The organism is Bacillus sp. FSL K6-6540 (assembly GCF_038007545.1).
Genome location: NZ_JBBOXH010000001.1, coordinates 2,422,293 through 2,443,747 on the forward strand (window position 1 = coordinate 2,422,293; position 21,455 = coordinate 2,443,747).

The following is a 21,455-nucleotide window of genomic DNA, read 5'->3' on the forward strand; positions in this document are numbered from 1 at the left end:
AACAGCGTTTTTTTTTGGGTGAGGACGTCGGTAGGTGAAAGCCTAATCAGAACATGAAGAAAGGGTGGGGAATCATGGATTTGCTGTCGATGGAATTTTGGACCGCGCTGCTGTCGATTGTCCTCATTGACCTCGTGCTGGCAGGCGATAATGCTATCGTTATCGGTCTTGCCGCTCGCAATGTCCAGAAAGAGGACCAGAAGAAGGTCATCCTGTGGGGAACCGTCGGTGCGATCATCATACGGATCGTAGCCACGCTGCTCGTTGTCCAGCTCTTGATGATCCCCGGCTTGCGCTTGATCGGCGGCATCGCGCTGCTGTGGATTGCCTACAAGCTGCTGGTCGATGAGAAGCAGCATGAAATTTCCGCGGGCAACCAAATGTGGGCGGCTATCCGTACGATCATCATCGCGGACGCCATGATGGGACTGGATAACGTTCTTGCCGTAGCAGGCGCTGCGGGTGAAAGCTTCATGCTGGTTATTGTCGGACTTGCGATTTCCGTTCCGATCATGGTGTGGGGCAGTACCATTATCCTGAAGCTGACGGATCGCTTCCCGATAATCATCACGATCGGAGCTGCGGTGTTAGCCTGGACCGCATCGAAGATGGTGGTGGAAGAGCCGATGATTCACGGCTGGTTCGCAAATGGCGTCGTGAAGTACGGGTTTGAGGTTATCGTCATTGCCATCGTCATCGGCATCGGAACCTGGATGAAGAAGAAGAATGAGCACAAAGCGAAGAGCAACCCGGTACAGGTAAAGATGGTCGACTAGTTTAAGACTTTGTCTGAACGGGAACCAAGCGGTATAATGTCTTCATGAACGAACAGAGCCCATAAAACCCTGTTCGCATGAGGAGGAGTAATGCATGGAATCTGCGGGGAAGTCCGTAGAAGAACGGATAGCGGAATCGTACCGTCAGGATGAGGATATGATGATCCTCGTATTTGCCCAGTGGTGTGTGAATCACGGTCTGGATCCGGCTGAGCTGTACCGTAAAGCCTATCCGGATCAGCCGGACAATGAGCGGTTGACGCGCGTGCTTGAACTGACGGTGCCCAAAGAAGAGGCTGGGGAAATACCGGATCAGACCCTGCTTGGCGTCCTGTCGATGTTCGGTAATGAAGACTTGGCTATCGTTGTTGCCGAGGCAGCGGCCACCCTTGGTCCTGACAAGAAGTAACGGAATCATGGAATATCTTACATCCGATTCAAAGAAGGAGCGGGTCGATCAAGGAAAAACCTTGGTCGGCCCGCTTTTTTACCGTGGAAGTATGACCATTAATTGGAGGTTCGGCTGGACATGCGGAATTGCTTAGGCGAAACGCCGAATCGGGAACGGAAAACGCGGTGAAAATAAGTATAGTTCGCAAAGCCGGAGGTTTCGGCGACATCCTCCAGGGAGAGGGGGCTGAAAACGATCCGTTCCTTTGCCATGCTCAGTCGCACGTCCATGGTGTACTGCATGATGGTGGTGCCGAACGCTTCCTTGAACAGATGGACTGCCCGGGAAACGCTGATGCCGACATGGCCGGCGACATCCTCCAGCTTGAACATGGAGGAGGCATTCTCCTCAATGTAGTTCTTCATGCGGTAGGCGAGATACGTCTTGGGGGTTGTTGACGGCTGCTCCGATAACAGGCGGTCCACCTCTAGGCACAGAATCCGCACGGTATAATCCGAAATCTCGGGATAAGGATCCGATACGCGCCGCTGCTCGAGCAGAATTTGCCGAAACAGACTCAGGTAACGCTCCTCCAGCGGCACCCTGATTTTGGTCGGGCGTTTCTTGGAATTCCACCACGCGTCCGCCCAAAGCCCTTTGAAAAAAATATGATAATCGCCGCTTTCGATGGTCAATTCACCCAATGCGTTGTATTCGTCATCGATTCGAAGTTCATAAGGCTGTCCGGGCGTGAAGATCAACAGATCCCCTGCCTCGACGAGCGACAGCTTGCCGTCGATTTTGGCGCGGCATTTGCCGTCGGTCTGCCAACGCATCAAATAGGTGTCGAAACCGTCCGCCAGGGACATCTTGAAAGGTTTGCGATGAAATGAGAAATCCGCTGCTACGACTTGGTTGGAAAGATTTGAATCCATTGCTAAAGTCCCCTTTGAAGAATAAGAAAATAATGACCAGATTGTTCATGTTTTAATCATATTCTTCATTTTAAACGAAAGCATAAAAGAATACCATTGTACTAGTCCGAGCACATCTATTGGTTCAAGGAGTGACATCGATGAAAAAAATGAGAGCAGGTATAATTGGCTGCGGAACCATCAGCGGCGTATACTTCACGAACTTGAAAAACAGCCCTTGGGTTGAAATCGTGGCATGTGCCGATCTCATTCCGGACAACGCCAAAGCGAAAGCGGAAGAGTTCAACATCCCGAACGTATACACGGTTGAGGAGATGCTCGCACAGACAGATATTGAATTTATTATTAATTTGACCATTCCGGCCAGCCATGCCAATGTCGATATCGCCTCCCTGGAGGCAGGAAAGCATGTCTACAGTGAAAAACCGCTGGCCATAACCCTTGACGAAGCCCGCCGCGTTCTGAATATCGCGGATCAGAAGGGGCTCCGCGTCGGCTGCGCACCGGATACGTTCCTAGGCTCCGGCGTACAGACGGCCAAAGCGGCCATTGAATCCGGGCTGATCGGCAGACCTGTTGCCGCAACGGCGTTTATGATGGGGGCCGGACCGGAAGCATGGCATCCCAATCCCGAATTTTTTTACGCGTCGGGCGGAGGTCCGATGATGGACATGGGACCTTATTATGTGTCGGCCCTGGTAGAGCTGCTGGGTCCCGCAAGCCGGATCAGCGCATCCACAGGCATCCAGATCCCGGACCGTTCCGTCGGCTCCGGCCCGCTTCAAGGAAAGCCGATCACGGTTCAGACGCCGACGCATTTGGCAGGGACGCTGGATTTTGAGAACGGTGCCATTGCAACCATGATTACCAGTTTCGATATCTTTGGCGGGTCCAATCTGCCCTGGATCGAAATCTACGGCACGCAGGGCAGCCTGAGTCTCGGCGATCCGAACTACTTCAACGGGGAAGTAAAGCTGCGCAAGCACGGCTCCGAGGAATGGGAATTGCTTGAGCCCGCCTTCGAATGCGGGAAGAACGAGCGGGGTCTGGGCATCCATGATATGATCCAATCGATTCATGAGCAGAAGGACCACCGCGTAAGCGGGCGCTTGGCTTATCACGTGCTGGAGATCATGCAGTCCTTTCAGCAGTCTTCGCTGGAGGGCAGGCATATCGTTCTGCAAAGCACGTACCGTTATGGCAAACTTCCGGCACCTCAGCAGGCCGAATCGGCAGAATAGGGAACTGGAAGCCTGGTCCATATTCTTGTAAACTGATTATGAACAACAGGCAATCTAGCTTCTGACGGATCTGGCAGGATGATGAGCTCTTGCCCGGCGATCCGCATGAAAGCGTTGCACTAATATTGGGACAGCTCCAATAAGATCAACAGTATGGGGAGGAAATGGACATGTCGAACACGTTGAAAATCGGAATTATCGGCTGCGGGGGAATCGCCAACGGCAAGCATATGCCGAGCTTGAAGAAGCAGGCGCAGGCTGAATTGGTCGCTTTTTGCGACATCGTGGAAGAGCGTGCGCAGAAGGCAGCAGCCGAATATGGGGTTGAAGGCGCAAAAGTGTACACGGATTTCAGGGAATTGCTGAAAGACGGCAGCATTGACGTCATCCATGTATGTACGCCGAACGATTCGCACTCTGAAATCACGGTAGCATCCCTGGAAGCCGGCAAGCACGTGATGTGCGAGAAGCCGATGGCAAAAACGGTTTCCGAAGCACAGGCCATGCTGGACGCCGCAAAGCGCACAGGCAAAAAACTGACCATCGGTTATAACAACCGTTTCCGGGACGACAGCATGTATTTGAAGGGGATCTGCGAGGAAGGCGAGCTGGGCGAGATCTACTACGGTAAAGCCTTGGCCATCCGCCGCCGTGCCGTTCCGACCTGGGGCGTATTCCTTGACGAGGAGAAGCAAGGCGGAGGTCCGTTGATCGATATCGGAACCCATGCGCTGGATTTGACCTTGTGGCTGATGGACAATTACAAGCCGAAAAGCGTGCTGGGATCCACGTTCCATAAATTGGGGCAGCGCGAGAATGCGGCGAATGCGTTCGGTCCGTGGGATCCGAAGGAATTCACGGTAGAGGATTCGGCATTCGGATTTATTACGATGGAGAACGGCGCTACGATCGTTCTGGAATCCAGCTGGGCGCTTAACGTCCTGGAGATCGGCGAAGCGAAAGCCGTTCTGGCGGGAACCGAAGGCGGAGCCGACATGAAAGACGGCTTGCGCATCAACGGCGAGAAAATGAGCAGACTGTATGAAACCAAAGTGGATCTGAACGCCGGCGGCGTAGCTTTCTATTCGGGCTCCAAGGAAAACGACTCGGACCGTGAAGCAAGAATGTGGCTTGAAGCGATTATAGAGGATAAGGATCCGGTCGTTAAGCCGGAGCAGGCGTTTGTGGTGACGCAAATCCTGGAAGCGATCTATGAATCGGCGAAGACGGGTAAAGCGGTTTATTTCGACAACTAAATCTTGCAATCAATATGATGACTAAGCTAAACCAGGAGGTTATACAATGAAATTAGGCGTATTTATGGTATTGCTGAGTGGACGTAAACTGGAGGATGCTTTGGACTACGTGGCATCCAAGGGCCTTAAAGCAGTTGAAATCGGAACAGGCGGTTATCCCGGAAATGCACATTGCAACCCGGTCGAGCTGCTTGAGAATGAAACCGCGCTGAAAAACTTCAAAAACGCGGTGGAATCCCGCGGGCTGATCATTAGCGCACTGAGCTGCCACGGCAATCCGCTTCATCCGCAAAAGGCAATCGCAAAAGAATTCCATGACACATACGTAAAAACGGTGGAGCTTGCCGAAAAGCTTGAAGTACCTGTTGTCAACACATTCTCCGGCTGCCCGGGCGACCACGAGGATGCCAAATACCCGAACTGGCCGGTAGCGCCTTGGCCTAACGACTATCAAGAGATCCTGACTTGGCAGTGGGACAACAAGGTCATTCCTTATTGGACCGAGTGGGGTAAATTTGCGGCAGACCGCAATGTCAAAATCGGTTTGGAACTGCACGGCGGCTTCTCCGTTCACACGCCGGGCACGCTGCTCCGTTTGCGCGAAGCCGCAGGCGAAGTGATCGGTGCCAACCTGGATCCGAGCCACATGTGGTGGCAAGGGATTGATCCTGTTCAAGCGATTCAAATTTTGGGCCGCGAAGGAGCGATCCACCACTTCCACGCGAAGGATACAAGCATTGATCCGATTAACGTGAACAAACACGGTCTCACGGATATGCAGTCGTATGCGAACATGCTGGATCGCGCTTGGCAGTTCCGCAGCGTAGGTTACGGACACGATGTGAAGGAATGGGCGGATATGATGAGTGCTCTTCGCCTGGTTGGATATGACTATGTCGTGAGCATTGAACATGAAGACGGACTGATGTCCGTTGAAGAAGGCTTCTCCAAAGCGGTGCAAAACCTTCAGCAAGTGCTGATCGAAGAGCCGCTCGGAGAAATGTGGTGGGTCTAACAGCGTAGAGAATAACGAATAAGCAATTAGGGGGAACAGCAACATGCTTAACGTAACCATATGGAATGAATTCGTGCACGAGAAAATCCATGATGAGGTTCGGAGCGTTTATCCGACGGGCATTCATACAGCTTTGGCGGAGGGTCTGCAAAATCCGGATTTCATCATTAGAACGGCGACGCTCGACCAGCCGGAGCATGGATTGACGGACGATGTACTGGATTCAACCGATGTGCTGTTGTGGTGGGGGCATATGGCTCATGACCAGGTTAGTGACGAAATTGTAAGCAAGGTCGTAAAACGCGTGCAGGATGGTATGGGACTGATCGTTCTCCATTCCGGACATTTTTCCAAACCGTTCAAAGCTTTGATGGGCACGAGCTGCGATTTGAAGTGGCGCGAAGCAGGAGAACAGGAAATTATTTGGAGCGTGAATCCGACGCATCCGATTGCGGCGGGAATTACGGGACCGATCATCATCGAGCACGAGGAAATGTACGGGGAGTTCTTTGACATTCCGGCCCCTGATGAGCTGGTATTCGTCAGCAATTTCGAGGGCGGGGAAGTGTTCCGCAGCGGATGCACATTCAAACGCGGGCATGGGAACATTTTTTACTTCCGTCCAGGGCATGAGACCTATCCAACCTACTACAACCCCGAAGTGCTGAAAGTGATCTCCAATGCGATTAACTGGGCTCATTCTACGGCAGGCAAGCAAACGTTCGGCAACAGTCAGCCGGTTCGCGCGCTTCCCGTTTTAGTCTAAGCTATAAACAGCGCATTATCTTAATCATCAACGAACGAGCCGTTCAAGGTACAGTCCTTGTTCGGCTCGTTTTTTTGGTATGTTGGAGCTGCTTTTTCGAAATGTTTTTTGCCGGCTGGGGATAGAATATACGTGAATATGGGGTATTGTATGATATAGGAGAGGGGGGCTGTACACATGAACGAAGTACAAAGCGCACCTGTAGATCCCGCAACCATCGCCATATGCCGGGCGAGGCTCGTCCATCAACCCGTTGAGGGCTTCCTGCTCGGAAGGGGAGTCCGCTTTGCGAAAATCATGTTCATCGGGGAAGCGCCCGGGGCTCATGAAGTTTTGGAAGGCAAACCTTTTGTAGGGCAGGCCGGACAAGAGATGAACGCGTACCTGGAACATCTGAAACTGACGAGGGACCAGGTATATATTACCAGTTCCATGCGAAGCAGGCCCTACAAGGATAAAGTGCTCGTGAGGCCTTCGGGCGAGAATGTCATCAGCCGATCGAATCGCACGCCGACCAAGGCGGAAATTTTGGCGCATGCGCCTTTGCTTGATGAAGAGATCCGATGGGTGTGCCCGGACATCCTGGCACCAATGGGAAATACCGCGCTGCACCGGTTAATCGGAAGCCATGAAACGGTGACGTCGCTGCACGGCAAGCTGATGGAGGGACCGGTTCAGCAAGCGGCAGATCCGGAAAATCCCGGAGCAGGCTATGTGTTTTCACCGGAGACCTATAAGATATTCCCTCTGTTCCATCCAGCGGCGGTGCTGTATAATAGGAAATTATCCACTTTGATTGAGGACGATTTGGATATTTTGGCTCGGATATTAGGGGGATAAGCGCTGATTTTCTGGGAAAAAGGGGCTAGGAGGTTTTCAGCTTCTCGAAAATATGCTAAAATGAAACATACTTACAATTCGTAAGTTTTCTAGATTTCTGGGTAAGCTTATGAGTTTCTATAAACAAGGTGACTTCGTAAAGAGGTGAAGGGATATGGAAGTTACAAATGTTACGATGTGTCCCCGTTTCGAATCGGCCTTTTCTTTTCTGGGCAAACGGTGGAACGGCTTGATTATTCAAACGCTGATGAGCGGACCTAAGCGCTTTAAGGATATTTCGAATTTGATTCCGTCCATGAGCGATAAAATGCTCTCCGAGCGGATGAAGGATTTGGAATGCGAAGGCATACTGATTCGTCATGTCTATCCGGAAACTCCGGTACGTATTGAATATGAACTGACTGAAAAAGGCAAAGCACTGCGTCCGGTGATGGAGCAAATTTCATCCTGGGCAGAACAATGGATCGACAGATGAGTCATCTTAAGACTCCCGTTGACGATTAAACCCTGGCATGAGATATCCTCATTTCAGGGTTTTTTTTCTAACCAGAATGGCTGATTTTTCGTTTCGTCCTGCAAAAATATCCGGACATGCACCAAGCTGACGCACCTTCTATATGATGTAATAATCCAGGCGGCATATCAAGGAGGCGAGCCCATGATCAAGCGAACGAATATCTCCCGGTTCCATTATGGACAAGAGGACATCTCAGAGCTTGAAAACGCTTCATTACAAGTGCTTCATATATTTGAGAAAACCAAGCGGGTGCTGAGCCAATATGTACCGGAATCACTGTGGTCGGCCGTGTGTGGAACAAGCCCAGACGCTGTAGCATCCGTTAGCCAAGACGGCACCGCTCGGGTCGACATGTTCCAGAAATGGGTCAAGGCTCCCGGCGGATGGAAGTTCATTGGTTATGAAACCGAAACATTGAATTCGTCTTCCGAGCAGAATAAGGGACGGATGGGAAGATTCCTGCATATGATCATCTGGTCGCTCTACGAGAAAATCGTGATGCTGCATCCCTTCCTTGGCAGCGAAGCGTTCTTCGACGGGGAGGAGCTGGACGTGATCGCCCATTATTTTGTGCCTACGTATATTAGTGCCGTGCCTTTGGTGCAGCAAGGAAAAGCCTATAAGACCATTCAGGCAGGCATCGTACTGTACCAGGAGCATATCGAGGCGCCTGCCGTCATCATGCAGTCGGAAGGAGGCCTTTTGGAGGGGAACTGGATGACCGGGGTGAACCTGGATGCGGGGGGATTTGCCGGAATTCGTCCCTATTTAAAAGTGCCCGGCGGCGAACGAGCCTATATGGAAGCCGAAATCATATAGCAGGCCGTCTTTTTAGGATAACCTTGTTCCAATCGGACAGGGTTATTTGGTATTTTTATTTAAATTTTAAAGATCAATGTGAAATAAATCACAAAAATATATGCCTTTACACGATATAATTTACTTGTAAGCAGTGAAATACACGAGCACCAGATCACGTGTTGGGGAGGAATCAAACGATGTCCAATATAAAGAGAGAAAAGTTGGTTGTCATTGGCAACGGTATCGCAGGCATAAGCACGGTCGAGCAAATCATTAAATTGGGTGGGAAATTTGACATCACCGTCATTGGACAGGAGCCTCACCCGAACTACAATCGCATTATGCTGTCCTATGTGCTGGAAGGCAGTAAAACCTTGGACGACATCGTATTGAATGACTGGAAATGGTACGAGGACAATCAGATCAACCTGCATACGGGTGTGACCGTCACCGCCATCGACGGGGAGCGCAAGGTTGTAACGGCCGATAACGGATTGACGGTTCATTATGACAAAGTGATTATAGCTACAGGTTCGAAGCCTTTTATATTGCCTGTACCGGGCAGTGACAAAGAGGGAGTTATCGGATTTCGAAACATCGCCGACTGCACACAGATGCTTCAAGCCGCCAAGGCATACAAGAAAGCGGCCGTCATCGGAGGAGGGTTGCTGGGTCTGGAAGCCGCGAAGGGATTGGTCAGCCTGGGCATGGAGGTGACGGTGGTTCATCTCATGCAGGATTTGATGGAGAGCCAGCTGGATTCCATGGCATCGGGGATGCTGCAAAGGGAGCTGGAGCGGCAGGGCATCCGGTTCTTATTAGGCAAACAAACCACGGAAATCATGGGCGATGAGAGAGTCACGGGGCTGCGGTTCAAAGATGGAGATGAGCTTGAAGCGGAACTCGTGGTCATGGCCGTGGGTATCAGAGCGAACGTTGCTGCAGCCCAAGCGAGCGGTATCGAAGTGAACCGGGGAATCGTAGTCAACGATTATCTTCAGACCTCCTGGCCGGACGTGTATGCGGTCGGCGAATGCTGCGAGCATCGGGGGGCATGCTACGGCCTGGTTGCGCCGTTGTTCGAGCAGGGACAGGTTCTTGCCAAGCATCTCTGCGGCGTGGACGGCCAGCCTTACGAGGGCAGCATCGTATCGACGAAACTGAAAATCAGCGGCGTTGATGTATTCTCCGCAGGAGAATTCATGGAGCAGGCTGAGCACTCGGTGATCGTGGCGAAGGACGATTGGCGCAAGACTTATAAGAAAATCCTGCTGCGCGACAATATCATCGTCGGCGCGATATTGTTTGGGGATGTCAGCGATTCGGCCAGCCTTCAATCCATGATACGCAAAAAGACGGCCATGACCGAGGAGATCTATCATTCGATCATGGGGACCGAATGTGCAGGGAAAGGAAGCGGCAAGGCCTTCTCGCTGGATAAGATGCCCGACGATGAAATCGTCTGCGGCTGCAACGGCGTAACCAAAAAGGCCATTGTGGATGCCGTGACGCTTCAAGGCCTCACGACGGTGGACGAAATCAAAGCTTGCACGGGAGCGACCCGTTCTTGCGGAGGCTGCAAGCCAGTCGTGGAGCAAATCCTTCAGAGCGTACTGGGCGATGGCTTTAAGACGGCAGGCAAACAAGGCATATGTCCGTGCACCACGCTCGACCGGGACGAAATCGTCGCCGAAATCAGCGCCAAGGGGCTGACTACGACGAAGGAAGTCATGCATGTTCTGAACTTCAGCAACCCTGAGGGCTGCTCGAAATGCCGTCCCGCCATCCATTATTATCTGGCTATGCTGAATCCGGTGACCCATCAGGAGGAGAGGGAGTCCCGCTTCGTCAACGAGCGGATGAACGCCAACATTCAGAAAGACGGCACTTACACGGTAGTGCCAAGAATGTACGGCGGCGTTACCACGCCGGAGGATTTGAAGAAAATTGCGGACGTATCGCTTAAATACAATGTTAAGGTCGTTAAGGTAACCGGCGGACAGCGACTGGATCTGATCGGCGTGAAGAAGGAAGATCTGCCAAGCGTATGGGAAGAGCTGGATATGCCGTCCGGTTATGCTTATGCCAAATCGCTGCGGACCGTCAAGACCTGCGTAGGCTCCCAATTCTGCCGCTTCGGCACGCAGGATTCGATGGGCATGGGTGCATTCCTCGAGGAGAAATTCGAGCGGCTGGATTTTCCGGCGAAGTTTAAAATGGCGGTCAACGGATGTCCGCGAAATTGTGCCGAATCGTGCACGAAGGACATCGGGATCGTCGGCAATGACGGCGGATGGGAGATATTCGTCGGAGGCAACGGCGGAACGAAGGCACGCCTGGCCGATTCGTTCTGTAAAGTGAAGACGGACGAGGAATTGATCGAGATCTGCGGCGCCTTGATGCAGTACTACCGTGAAACCGGCAAGTACCTCGAGAGAACGTCGGAATGGGTAGAGCGTCTGGGACTGGAACAAATCCGTGCGGCGGTCCTTGATGATGCTAAACAGCGTAAGGAGCTGGTGGAAAGAATTGAGCTGGCCCTGCAGCAAGTGGAAGATCCGTGGAAGAAAGTGCTGAACGACGATAAGCTGCGCAATACGCTGTTCCAGGACGCAAGACCGGTCGGCAGCAAGTAATCGAGGGGGAGAACGGTTCCCCCCTTGGCTGCCGGATTACAGAGAGCTTATTGCTTGGATGGGAATCGAACAAGAGAAGTGGAGGCTGCGCATTATGGAAACCGGAACTTATATCACGGTAGGGAATGAACATGAATTTCTGTCGCAACTCGGAAGGGTGGTCCAAATCGGTGACCGGGAGATTGCCGTCTTCCGGACCTCGGATCATCAATGGTTTGCTTTGGAGAATAAAAGCCCGCATCCCAAAGGAGGTCCGTTAGCCGAAGCCATCGTATCCGGGCATTACATTTACGATCCGTTATACGATTGGAAGATCGAGCTTTCGACAGGGCTTGTGCAGGCTCCGGATAAGGGCCAAGTTCGGATATATCCGGTTCGCGCCGTGGACGGAAAGGTTGAGGTAGGTGTATAAGGCCGTAATAAGCAGCTTCAATTTCAGACGAAACCAAGAGGTGGTAACCCATGTTTAACAATGATGTGGAAGCCGTCGTCAATGCCGCGGTCGCGAAAAAAGAGCAGATGAACAACAACTTGCTGCGCTACATGGTATCGGCCATGCTGGCCGGCGCTTATGTCGGCATTGGGATCGTATTGATCTTTAAGCTGGGCGCGCCGCTGGCAGCCGCCGGTTCGCCTTTCCAGTCCCTCGTCATGGGAGCTGCATTCGGGATTGCGCTCACGTTGGTTGTGTTTGCCGGTTCAGAGCTGTTCACCGGAAATCATATGTTTTTTACGATAAGCACGTTATCGAAACGAACGACGATGGGGGACACGCTGAAAAACTGGGGACTTGTGTTTATCGGCAATTTGGCGGGAGCGATCCTGCTCAGCTATCTGGTTTATGCTTCCGGCCTGTTCAAAGGGCTGCCGCCCGATCATCTCATCTTCACGGCAGCAGCCAAGAAAATGAACGATCCGTTCATGGAGCTGTTTTTTAGAGGCATATTATGTAACTGGCTTGTATGTCTGGCCCTGTGGATGGGGATTCGGGCCAAAGGAGAAACCACGAAACTGATTTTAATATGGTGGTGCCTGTTTGCCTTCATTGCGACAGGGTATGAGCATAGCGTAGCGAACATGTCGCTTCTGACGCTGGCGACGATTTTGCCGGGACATCCCGAGACGGTATCCATCAGCGGCTGGATCAGCAACATGGTGCCGGTCACGCTGGGGAATATCATTGGCGGCGGGTTGTTTGTAGGCATGGCTTACTGGTTTATCTCTTCGGGAAAGGGGAGCAAGCAAAAGTAGGCTATGATTGGGGTGTAACGGAGGAATTCCATCCTCCTAGTTCATTGTCAGATGAAGTCCAACCTGATGAATAAACAAAGAAACCGTTCTTGGTTAATGGTCTGTCATTCGTCCATTTGCCAAGCAACGGTTTCTTTTTTTGTATACAAATAGGAGGGCGATAGCATAAATAAGCTGTCCTCCTCAGTCATTGAACTGAAAGGACAGCCGTGAGAATCTTGCCTTCCAAATCGTTTACCGATGTTCCACCAGGTCAATCGCACCAAGCACCATATGAGCCAGTCCGAAGCCTAGAATACCGGTTGCAGCAAATTTATACCTGCTGCAAAGCAGAGCGGCACCCGAAGCAGAAACCACGGTTCCAAGAACAGCAGGAATCAAACCTTCACGCATGCTGAGCACTCCCTTTGATTTGGTTTGGAAAGACAAGGTTTATTGTAAGCAGATGCCCATATATTATGCACCAAAGGGGCTTTAGGCGGATCAAATCCGGCAGATTTCGTTCGGACACAGCTCGCAGTGGCATATTTCCTGCAGCATCGGCAGATCTTTGATAACAATCATGCCGCCGGCATATTCGATGGCGTCCTTTTTGCGAAGGTCGCTCAGCATCCGGTTCACGCTTTCGCGGGTGGCCCCGATCATGTTCGAAAGATCGGTGTGGGTGATCTTTTTGTTGATGAGAATGGTGCCATCCTCTTGATGCTGCCCGTAGGTATTGCCCAGACGAATCAGCGTCGACGTTAATGCGCCGGGCTTGCCGTACATCATGAGATCGCGGAATTTGGTCTGCGTGATGCGGTGGTGTATACCCATCCACTTCATGAAATCAATCGCGAAGTCGCAATGCTGGCAGATCAGCAGCTCCAGATCCTTGTGCTCGATGACCCCGACTACGCTGTCCTCAAGCACCTCTGCCGAAAAACTGTGGTTGTTGCTGAAGAATGGATCGGCTTGCCCGACCATGTCTCCAGGATGGTACATATATAGAATAAGCTCTTTGCCTTCATCCGTCGATTTGGTCAATTTAATTCTTCCTTGTTTAACGAAGTACAGCTTGTCGGCGAAGTCGCCTTCCCAGAACAAATGCGATCCTTCAGGGAGTACCCTTTCCTTCATGGTGACCAGCAGACGGTTGCGGTTTTGTTCCGAGAAGCACTGCGTGTTCCCTAAGTTTTCGATTTCCATTACATGGTCTACAGTTTTCATGGTGGTATCCCCTAACATCCTAAAATTTGATCTGTTTAATCTTTAAATACATTATAACGTGAAAACATTCACTTGTGGGGCGGAACAAGAGGGAAATCATGGCGAATTTTCAAACATTGTGATCTCTTTCACTTGAAAGAGGGAAAAGACAGGTATAAATCACACAGAAAAGATAAATTTTAATATTGTGAAATATTTCACATGATTTAAGAAGCGTCTGTGTTACGATCGAAGCGTAGACAGAAAGAACATGAACCATGGGAGGATGAGAGATATGGCTGTGAGCAAAGGAACAACGGTTGAAGTGAAGGGACAAACGGCAGCAGAGTACATTCAAGGTCTGATCGACAAGGCGAATCGGGCAAAAGAAAAGTTTATGAAACTCGATCAGGAGCAAGTCGACGGAATTGTGCAGGCCATGGCCATGGCCGGGCTTGAGAAGCACATGCAGCTGGCGAAAATGGCGGTTGAAGAAACGGGCCGCGGCGTGTATGAAGACAAAATCATCAAAAACCTGTTTGCCACGGAGTATATCCACAACAGCATCAAGTACGACAAAACGGTAGGTATCATCGAAGACAATGCCTATGACAGCTTCCAAAAAATTGCGGAGCCGATCGGGATCATCATGGGGATCACACCGGTAACCAATCCGACCTCGACCACCATATTCAAGGCGCTGATCTCCATCAAAACAAGAAACCCGATCATCTTCGGTTTCCATCCATCCGCGCAGGCATGCAGCAGGGAGGCCGCGCTCATCCTGCGGGACGCCGCCGTGAAACAAGGCGCTCCGGCCGACTGCATCCAGTGGATCGAGGCTCCTTCCATGGATAAAACCAATACACTCATGAACCATCCGGACGTCGCCTGCATTCTGGCTACGGGCGGATCGGCGATGGTCAAAGCAGCATACAGCTGCGGCAAGCCAGCCCTCGGCGTAGGTCCCGGCAACGTGCCGTGCTTCATCGAGAAGAGCGCGGACCTCGATCAAGCGGTGAACGACTTGATCCTATCCAAGACGTTTGATAACGGCATGATCTGCGCATCCGAGCAAGCGGTCATTATCGAGGAGCCGATCTATCATAACGTGAAGAAAAAAATGATCGCCAGCGGCTGTTATTTCGTGAACAAGGAAGAGCTGGCGAAGCTGACTGCGCATGCCATGGTAGCGGATAAATGCGCCGTTAATCCTACCATCGTCGGACAGCCGGCAGCCAAGATTGCCGAGGCTTGCGGCTTTGAGGTGCCGGAAAGCACCAAGATCCTGGTCGCCGAGCTGGAGGGAGTCGGTCCTGCTTATCCGTTGTCCGCCGAGAAGCTGAGCCCGGTGCTGGCCTGTTATAAAGTGAAAGACGCGGAAGAGGGCATCACGCGCGCCGAAGAGATGGTTGCTTTTGGCGGCATGGGCCACTCGTCGGTCATCCACTCGCACAACGAGGACGTCATCCTGAAATTCTCGGATCGCATGAAGACCTGCCGCATCCTGGTCAACCAGCCTTCCTCGCAAGGCGGCATCGGGGATATCTACAACACGAACCTGCCATCGCTGACGCTCGGCTGCGGTTCGTATGGCCGGAATTCCACGTCGTCGAACGTGACGGCCGTCAATCTCATCAACGTGAAAAGGGTGAACCGCAGAACCGTGAATATGCAGTGGTTTAAAGTGCCGGACAAAATTTACTTTGAAAAAGGCTCGACGCAGTATCTCGCCAAAATGCCTGACATCACCCGCGTCGCGATCGTAACCGACCCCATGATGGTGAAGCTGGGATATGTGGAGCGGGTAGAGCATTACCTGCGTCAGCGCAGACTGCCGGTAGCCATCGAGGTGTTCTCGGAAGTCGAGCCGGATCCTTCGACAACGACCGTTGAACGGGGTACGGAGATGCTGGAACGGTTCCAGCCGGACTGCATCATCGCCCTTGGCGGCGGATCGCCTATGGATGCCGCAAAAGCGATGTGGCTGTTCTATGAATATCCGGATACGGACTTCAACAACCTGAAGCAAAAATTCATGGATATCCGCAAACGGGTCTATAAATATCCGAAGCTCGGACGGAAGGCGAAATTCGTAGCCATTCCGACAACGTCGGGAACGGGCTCGGAAGTAACTTCGTTTGCCGTCATCACGGACAAAGTGCAGGGAAATACCAAATACCCGCTGGCAGACTATGAGCTGACGCCGGACGTGGCGATCATCGATCCGGAATTCGTGTACACCTTGCCTAAAACGGCGGTGGCCGATACCGGCATGGACGTCCTGACGCATGCGATTGAAGCCTACGTATCGGTGATGGCTAGCGATTACACGGATGGGCTTGCCATTAAAGCCATCCAGCTGGTGTTCCAGTATCTTGAGCAATCGGCGCTGACCGGCGACAAACTCGCCCGCGAGAAAATGCATAATGCTTCGACGCTTGCAGGCATGGCCTTTGCGAACGCGTTCCTTGGCATCAATCACAGTCTTGCGCATAAATGGGGGGGACAGTACCATACGGCGCATGGACGGACCAATGCCATACTGATGCCGCACGTCATTCGCTACAATGCCAAGAAGCCAACGAAATTCGCGGCATGGCCGAAGTACACCCACTTTGTGGCCGATGAAAGATATGCCGAGATCGCACGGATTCTTGGACTGCCGGCAAGAACGACGGAGGAGGGCGTAAACAGCCTGATCGCCGCCATCCGCGAGCTGAACAGCAAACTCGGCATCGAGGAATCGTTCCAGCAGCTGGGCATCGATCCACAGGACTTCGAGAGAAACGTCGAGCATTTGGCGGACCGGGCTTTCGAAGATCAGTGCACGACCAGCAATCCGAAGCTGCCGCTGGTGACGGAGCTGGCAGAAGTATACCGCAACGCCTTCTATGGACGTTTCTAAACAGGAAAGGGCAGAAGGTAGATCCTAAATTCCATTATAAATGGTGGTAGAAGCCAGGGGAGCCCGGAATCAGAGTGATAAAAATCACGGATTACCATAACTTTGTGATTTTTATCACAGATGCTGCGGATCAACAGGACTACAATAAAGGTGTAGCAGAAAGCTGAATCTCAGATCTTTGATATAGAAGCTTGAAGGCACATGGCGGGACAGAGATGCCATTGATCGTGAAAATAATCACATTTAAGATCTGAGATAGATCAATGTGTGGCCCCGCCAGTCCCTGCAAGCTGCAGCATAATCTAGGAGGGATTCAATATGTCGGTGATTGAAAAAGAAGTTGGCTGGAAAGGTTTTAAATCAGGTAAATGGACCAAGCGCATTGACGTTAACGATTTTATTGCAGAGAATATTACCCCTTATTATGGCTCTGATGATTTCTTGGCGGGACCTACGGACAACACCAAGGCACTGTGGGATATCGTATCGGATTTAACCAAGAAGGAACGGGATAACGGCGGGGTTTTGGACGTGGATGTCCATACGCCTTCCACCATCACCTCCCACCAGCCTGGCTACTTGGATAAAGATAAAGAACAGGTCGTCGGCGTGCAGACCGATGAGCCGTTCAAACGCTCGATTCAGCCTTTCGGGGGTATCCGGATGATGATTGATGCGTGCAACGCATACGGCTTCGAAATGCCGCAGGCGGTTGTGGATATCTTCAACGGCATCCGCAAAACGCATAACCAGGGCGTATTCGATGCCTATACTCTGGAGATGAGAGCAGCGCGCAAAGCCGGGATTATTACGGGTCTTCCGGATGCATACGGCCGCGGCCGCATCATCGGCGACTATCGCAGAGTATCGTTATACGGCGTGGACGCGCTGATCCAGGACAAACTGAGAGAACTTGGCGAGCTTGAAGTGGACGCTATGGACGAGCCGGTGATCCGTCTGCGGGAAGAGCTGTCCGAACAAATGCGCGCCCTCAAGGAACTGAAAGAAATGGCCGGCATGCACGGCTTTGACATTTCCAAACCTGCGAATACGGCGAAGGAAGCATTCCAATGGCTGTATTTCGGTTATTTGGCCGCGATCAAGGAGCAAAACGGCGCTGCCATGTCGCTTGGCCGGGTATCTTCTTTCCTCGATATTTATATCCAGCGGGATTTGGCTGAAGGCATCCTGACGGAAGAGAAAGCCCAGGAGCTGGTAGACCATTTTGTCATGAAGCTGCGGATCGTGAAGTTCCTGCGCACGCCGGATTACAACGAGCTGTTCAGCGGCGATCCGACATGGGTGACCGAATCCATCGGCGGCATGTCGTTGAACGGTGAAACGAGAGTAACCAAGAACAGCTTCCGTTTCCTGCACACCTTGTACAATCTGGGACCTGCGCCGGAACCGAACTTGACGGTGCTGTGGTCGGAGAAGCTTCCGGAGGCCTTCAAAAAATACTGTTCGAAGGTATCGATCGAAACGAGCTCGATCCAATATGAGAATGACGATCTCATGCGTCCGATCTATGGGGATGATTACGGCATCGCCTGCTGCGTATCCGCCATGCGCATCGGGAAGCAGATGCAGTTCTTCGGAGCCAGAGCGAACCTGGCCAAAGCGCTGCTGTATGCAATCAACGGCGGGAAGGATGAGAAATCCGGCGCCCAGGTCGGACCGGAATATCCGGCGATCACCGCTGAGGTTCTGAGTTATGACGAGGTCATGAAGCGCTTCAAGCCGATGATGGAATGGCTCGCGAAACTCTACATGAATACCCTCAACGTGATTCACTACATGCATGACAAATACAGCTACGAGCGGATTGAAATGGCGCTTCACGACCGCGATATCCTGCGTACGATGGCATGCGGCATAGCGGGCTTGTCCGTAGCAGCGGATTCGCTGAGCGCGATTAAATATGCGAAGGTGAAGCCGGTACGCAATGAGCAAGGGATTGCGGTGGATTTTGAAATCGAAGGCGATTTCCCGTGCTACGGCAACAACGACGACCGCGTGGACGGCATCGCCGTTGAACTGGTCGAGGCCTTCATGAGCATGATCCGCAAGCACAAAGCCTACCGCGATGCCATGCCGACCCAATCGGTGCTCACGATTACGTCGAACGTGGTATACGGCAAGAAGACAGGAACCACGCCGGATGGACGCAAAGCAGGCGAGCCGTTTGCGCCGGGCGCAAACCCGATGCACGGACGCGATAAGAAGGGAGCCCTCGCTTCGCTGACTTCCGTGGCCAAGCTGCCTTATGAGGACAGTCTGGACGGCATCTCGAATACGTTCTCGATCGTGCCGAAAGCCCTGGGCAAAGAAAGCGACATTCGGGTAAACAATCTGGTTGCCATGCTGGACGGCTACTTTGGCAGCAAGGCCCATCATTTGAACGTGAACGTGTTTGACCGTGAGCAGCTGATCGATGCGATGGAGCATCCGGAGAATTATCCGCAGTTAACCATCCGGGTATCCGGCTATGCGGTCAACTTCGTCAAACTGACGCGCGAACAGCAGCTCGATGTCATTAACCGTACCTTCCACGGATCGATGTAAGGATGGAAGACAACCATAGCGGATACAGAAAGGATGACGCACCATGCTAAAAGGTCATGTACACTCCATAGAAACGTTCGGAACGGTGGACGGTCCGGGTATCCGCTTTGTGCTCTTCATGCAGGGCTGCCTTCTGAAGTGTCAATACTGCCACAACCCGGATACCTGGGGACTTCATGAAGGACATGAAATGACGGTGGATGACGTGCTGCGAGAGATAGAGCCCTATCTGAGCTACTACCGGTCATCGGGTGGAGGACTCACCGTTTCGGGCGGTGAGCCGACGCTGCAGTATCCTTTTGTCACGGAGCTGTTCAAGGAAGTGAAGCGCCGCTGGAATTTGCATACGACCCTGGACAGCAACGGGTATAACGAGCCGGATAAAATATCGGAATTGCTGGAGCATACCGACTTGGTCCTCCTTGATCTGAAGCATATCAACGATGAGAAGCACATCAAGCTGACAGGCAAGTCCAATGAAAGGACGCTGAAGACCGCCCGCTGGCTGTCCGACCATGGTCGGAACATGTGGATCCGGCACGTCTACGTGCCGGGCATCCATGACAGCGAGGACGATTTGGTGGGGCTCGGTCAATTCATCCGCACGCTGCGCGGCGTGGAGAAGTTCGAGATCCTGCCATACCATCAGATGGGCGTGTACAAATGGAAGGAGCTCGGCATGGCCTATCCGTTGGAAGGCGTACCTTCACCGTCCGAGGAAGAAGTCGCACGCGCCTACCGGTTGATTGGCGAAATTCCCGAGAAATAGCCGTCGGTTTTGAACTCATTTTAGTTGTATAATATTAAACACAATATGTAATCATTAATAACAATAACCTTTCCTCTTTATGGAAGGGTTATTGTTTTTTGTAGAGGATATTATCCCTTGGATAGAAAAATATCGACCTATCGTAAAGTGGAATCGCTTTCTATAATGAAGATGTAAGGAAAGCGCCTATCAATATACAAACACTTCGGGAGGGTCAAAGACAATGAAGAAAAAGGGTCTGGCATTATTCATGTCGCTTTTGTTCGTCTCATCCACGCTTTTGTCTGCATGCGGCGGCGGTGACAAGGCGGCAGAAAAGCCGTCGGGCGGCTCGGAAGGAACGGTGAGCAATGAGCCGTTTGAAATCACCATTCGCCATACGCAAGTAGGCGAATCCAAGAAGTTCCGTCTCGCATTGCTGAACGATGTGGTCAGCAAAACCGAAGAAGCGGTGCCCGGGCTTAAAATCAAGCTGGACGCTGTAGACTCTGAAGTGAATCGTAAAGAGAAGCTGAGAGGCGAGATGGCTGCCGGCAAGCCGCCGGAAGTATTCGACGTATTCGGAAGCCCCGATGCAGGCGTATATTCCAAAGAAGGCTTGATGCTCGATTTGACCCCGATCCTGGATGAGCTCGGCATAAAGGACAAATTTACGACACTGGACCCGTTCACGCATGACGGCAAGATCTATGGATTGCCGATCGGCGGTTCCATCGAAGGTATTTTCTATAACAAGGATTACTTCGCCCAGAAAGGTCTGAGCGTACCCAAAACGTTGGCGGAACTTGAGCAGATCGCCGAAGCCATCAAGGCCGACGGCAAAATTCCGTTCGCGCAATCTTCCAAGGATGCATGGATTCCGCTCATGACCACGAATAACCTGTGGAGTTATTATGCAGGAGCGGAGGTAACTTACGGCTTCAAGACCGGGGAAACCAAATGGACCGATCCGAAAGTCGTGGAAGGCGTGAAGAAACATCAGGAATGGGTGGAGAAAGGGTACTTCAAAAAAGGCGAGCTCGGCTTTGAATACGCGGACATGAGAAATCAAATCATCACCGGGGAAGCCGTCATGATGATGGACGGATCGTGGGCGAACTCCGTATTTAGAGATCCGGCGCAAGCGGGCGACATGGTCGGCAAGATCGGATATTTCAATTTGCCTCCGGTGAATGAGGGCGACCCTGTCATCGTCATGCAGGACGCTAACAACGGATATGGCTTCTCGGCGGCGGTAGCAGAGGATCCTCGCAAGCTTCAAGCGGTTAAAGAATTCATCAAAAATATGTGGACGGATGAAATGCAGCTGCGCGGGCTTAAGGAAGACGGAGTACTGCCGGCGATGAAGATGGATCTGGAAACGATGAATTCCACGTCGGATGATCCGCTGATGCAGGACATTTTCAAAGGCGTCAGCGAAATCAACAAATCCTTCCCTGCTTTCGATGCGCTTGTTCAAGCCGACGTAAACACGGCGCTGAGCATGGGAATCCAGCAGGTGATCGGCGGCGAGCTCGATGCCGAGAAGATGCTGGAGAATGTTCAAGCAGCACAGGAAGCGGCTAATGCTTCAGAGGAATAACTAAAATTCCAGACGAAA

At 51.9% G+C, this 21,455-nt stretch carries 19 protein-coding genes; 16 read left to right on the forward strand and 3 right to left on the reverse strand.

Annotation, left to right across the window (positions count from 1 at the left end; genetic code table 11):
• The first annotated feature begins 74 nt into the window (after positions 1-74).
• Positions 75-776, forward strand: a complete 702-nt coding sequence (locus MHH82_RS10660) for a TerC family protein (RefSeq protein WP_015734420.1) — start codon at positions 75-77, stop codon at positions 774-776.
• A gap of 94 nt (positions 777-870) precedes the next feature.
• Positions 871-1,185, forward strand: a complete 315-nt coding sequence (locus MHH82_RS10665; protein WP_009592829.1) for a hypothetical protein — start codon at positions 871-873, stop codon at positions 1,183-1,185.
• Positions 1,186-1,283: 98 nt separating this feature from the next.
• Here MHH82_RS10665 and MHH82_RS10670 read toward each other — a convergent pair whose 3' ends face one another.
• Positions 1,284-2,102 carry an AraC family transcriptional regulator gene (locus MHH82_RS10670; RefSeq protein WP_340965594.1) on the reverse strand — a complete coding sequence of 273 codons (819 nt, stop codon included), beginning with the start codon at positions 2,100-2,102 and terminating at the stop codon, positions 1,284-1,286.
• Between the two features lie 140 nt (positions 2,103-2,242).
• On the opposite strand from MHH82_RS10670, the gene MHH82_RS10675 reads away from it, so the two are divergent.
• From MHH82_RS10675 to MHH82_RS10720, 10 genes are all read left to right on the forward strand, one after another.
• Positions 2,243-3,343: a Gfo/Idh/MocA family protein gene (locus tag MHH82_RS10675; RefSeq protein WP_009592824.1), complete on the forward strand. Its 1,101-nt coding sequence runs from the start codon at positions 2,243-2,245 to the stop codon at positions 3,341-3,343.
• Between the two features lie 170 nt (positions 3,344-3,513).
• Positions 3,514-4,599: a Gfo/Idh/MocA family protein gene (locus MHH82_RS10680; protein WP_015734422.1), complete on the forward strand. Its 1,086-nt coding sequence runs from the start codon at positions 3,514-3,516 to the stop codon at positions 4,597-4,599.
• A 46-nt stretch (positions 4,600-4,645) separates the two neighbouring features.
• Positions 4,646-5,614, forward strand: a complete 969-nt coding sequence (locus tag MHH82_RS10685; protein WP_009592834.1) for a sugar phosphate isomerase/epimerase family protein — start codon at positions 4,646-4,648, stop codon at positions 5,612-5,614.
• Positions 5,615-5,657: 43 nt separating this feature from the next.
• Positions 5,658-6,380, forward strand: a complete 723-nt coding sequence (locus tag MHH82_RS10690; RefSeq protein ID WP_009592827.1) for a ThuA domain-containing protein — start codon at positions 5,658-5,660, stop codon at positions 6,378-6,380.
• 177 nt (positions 6,381-6,557) lie between these two features.
• A complete protein-coding gene (locus MHH82_RS10695) occupies positions 6,558-7,220 on the forward strand; it encodes a uracil-DNA glycosylase (protein WP_340965598.1) in 663 nt (220 codons plus the stop codon).
• Positions 7,221-7,374: 154 nt separating this feature from the next.
• A complete protein-coding gene (locus MHH82_RS10700) occupies positions 7,375-7,695 on the forward strand; it encodes a winged helix-turn-helix transcriptional regulator (protein ID WP_015734425.1) in 321 nt (106 codons plus the stop codon).
• A 183-nt stretch (positions 7,696-7,878) separates the two neighbouring features.
• Positions 7,879-8,556 carry a hypothetical protein gene (locus MHH82_RS10705; protein ID WP_009592828.1) on the forward strand — a complete coding sequence of 226 codons (678 nt, stop codon included), beginning with the start codon at positions 7,879-7,881 and terminating at the stop codon, positions 8,554-8,556.
• Positions 8,557-8,735: 179 nt separating this feature from the next.
• Entirely contained in the window at positions 8,736-11,174 is a 2,439-nt protein-coding gene (nirB, locus tag MHH82_RS10710; RefSeq protein WP_340965601.1) for a nitrite reductase large subunit NirB, read from the forward strand.
• A gap of 94 nt (positions 11,175-11,268) precedes the next feature.
• Positions 11,269-11,586: a nitrite reductase small subunit NirD gene (gene nirD, locus MHH82_RS10715; protein WP_009595012.1), complete on the forward strand. Its 318-nt coding sequence runs from the start codon at positions 11,269-11,271 to the stop codon at positions 11,584-11,586.
• A gap of 50 nt (positions 11,587-11,636) precedes the next feature.
• Positions 11,637-12,425, forward strand: coding sequence for a formate/nitrite transporter family protein (locus tag MHH82_RS10720; protein ID WP_340965603.1), 789 nt, complete (start codon positions 11,637-11,639; stop codon positions 12,423-12,425).
• Between the two features lie 234 nt (positions 12,426-12,659).
• Here the strand turns inward: MHH82_RS10720 and MHH82_RS10725 are convergent, their stop codons facing one another.
• Together MHH82_RS10725 and MHH82_RS10730 are read right to left on the reverse strand one after the other, a co-directional pair.
• Positions 12,660-12,818: a hypothetical protein gene (locus tag MHH82_RS10725; RefSeq protein ID WP_009595014.1), complete on the reverse strand. Its 159-nt coding sequence runs from the start codon at positions 12,816-12,818 to the stop codon at positions 12,660-12,662.
• A 90-nt stretch (positions 12,819-12,908) separates the two neighbouring features.
• Complete coding sequence (locus tag MHH82_RS10730; RefSeq protein ID WP_009595016.1) at positions 12,909-13,634, reverse strand: Crp/Fnr family transcriptional regulator; 726 nt, start codon at positions 13,632-13,634, stop codon at positions 12,909-12,911.
• 274 nt (positions 13,635-13,908) lie between these two features.
• On the opposite strand from MHH82_RS10730, the gene adhE reads away from it, so the two are divergent.
• The 4 genes from adhE to MHH82_RS10750 all read left to right on the forward strand — a co-directional run bounded on the left by adhE (position 13,909) and on the right by MHH82_RS10750 (position 21,437).
• Positions 13,909-16,521, forward strand: coding sequence for a bifunctional acetaldehyde-CoA/alcohol dehydrogenase (gene adhE, locus MHH82_RS10735; RefSeq protein WP_340965606.1), 2,613 nt, complete (start codon positions 13,909-13,911; stop codon positions 16,519-16,521).
• 318 nt (positions 16,522-16,839) lie between these two features.
• Entirely contained in the window at positions 16,840-19,086 is a 2,247-nt protein-coding gene (pflB, locus tag MHH82_RS10740) for a formate C-acetyltransferase (protein WP_340965608.1), read from the forward strand.
• Between the two features lie 43 nt (positions 19,087-19,129).
• Positions 19,130-19,855 (forward strand): pyruvate formate-lyase-activating protein, encoded by a 726-nt coding sequence (pflA, locus tag MHH82_RS10745; RefSeq protein WP_145035502.1) that lies wholly within the window; start codon positions 19,130-19,132, stop codon positions 19,853-19,855.
• Positions 19,856-20,078: 223 nt separating this feature from the next.
• Positions 20,079-21,437: an ABC transporter substrate-binding protein gene (locus MHH82_RS10750; protein ID WP_015734431.1), complete on the forward strand. Its 1,359-nt coding sequence runs from the start codon at positions 20,079-20,081 to the stop codon at positions 21,435-21,437.
• The last annotated feature ends 18 nt before the right edge of the window (positions 21,438-21,455 follow it).

Coding starts and splice junctions, on each gene's coding strand:
- MHH82_RS10690 (WP_009592827.1), top strand. CDS start 5,658: ATGCTTAACGTAACCATATGGAATGAATTCGTGCACGAGAAAATCCAT.
- MHH82_RS10680 (WP_015734422.1), top strand. CDS start 3,514: ATGTCGAACACGTTGAAAATCGGAATTATCGGCTGCGGGGGAATCGCC.
- MHH82_RS10675 (WP_009592824.1), top strand. CDS start 2,243: ATGAAAAAAATGAGAGCAGGTATAATTGGCTGCGGAACCATCAGCGGC.
- MHH82_RS10725 (WP_009595014.1), bottom strand. CDS start 12,818: ATGCGTGAAGGTTTGATTCCTGCTGTTCTTGGAACCGTGGTTTCTGCT.
- MHH82_RS10660 (WP_015734420.1), top strand. CDS start 75: ATGGATTTGCTGTCGATGGAATTTTGGACCGCGCTGCTGTCGATTGTC.
- MHH82_RS10665 (WP_009592829.1), top strand. CDS start 871: ATGGAATCTGCGGGGAAGTCCGTAGAAGAACGGATAGCGGAATCGTAC.
- pflB (WP_340965608.1), top strand. CDS start 16,840: ATGTCGGTGATTGAAAAAGAAGTTGGCTGGAAAGGTTTTAAATCAGGT.
- MHH82_RS10750 (WP_015734431.1), top strand. CDS start 20,079: ATGAAGAAAAAGGGTCTGGCATTATTCATGTCGCTTTTGTTCGTCTCA.
- MHH82_RS10670 (WP_340965594.1), bottom strand. CDS start 2,102: ATGGATTCAAATCTTTCCAACCAAGTCGTAGCAGCGGATTTCTCATTT.
- pflA (WP_145035502.1), top strand. CDS start 19,130: ATGCTAAAAGGTCATGTACACTCCATAGAAACGTTCGGAACGGTGGAC.
- MHH82_RS10720 (WP_340965603.1), top strand. CDS start 11,637: ATGTTTAACAATGATGTGGAAGCCGTCGTCAATGCCGCGGTCGCGAAA.
- MHH82_RS10695 (WP_340965598.1), top strand. CDS start 6,558: ATGAACGAAGTACAAAGCGCACCTGTAGATCCCGCAACCATCGCCATA.
- MHH82_RS10705 (WP_009592828.1), top strand. CDS start 7,879: ATGATCAAGCGAACGAATATCTCCCGGTTCCATTATGGACAAGAGGAC.
- nirB (WP_340965601.1), top strand. CDS start 8,736: ATGTCCAATATAAAGAGAGAAAAGTTGGTTGTCATTGGCAACGGTATC.
- adhE (WP_340965606.1), top strand. CDS start 13,909: ATGGCTGTGAGCAAAGGAACAACGGTTGAAGTGAAGGGACAAACGGCA.
- MHH82_RS10685 (WP_009592834.1), top strand. CDS start 4,646: ATGAAATTAGGCGTATTTATGGTATTGCTGAGTGGACGTAAACTGGAG.
- MHH82_RS10700 (WP_015734425.1), top strand. CDS start 7,375: ATGGAAGTTACAAATGTTACGATGTGTCCCCGTTTCGAATCGGCCTTT.
- nirD (WP_009595012.1), top strand. CDS start 11,269: ATGGAAACCGGAACTTATATCACGGTAGGGAATGAACATGAATTTCTG.
- MHH82_RS10730 (WP_009595016.1), bottom strand. CDS start 13,634: ATGAAAACTGTAGACCATGTAATGGAAATCGAAAACTTAGGGAACACG.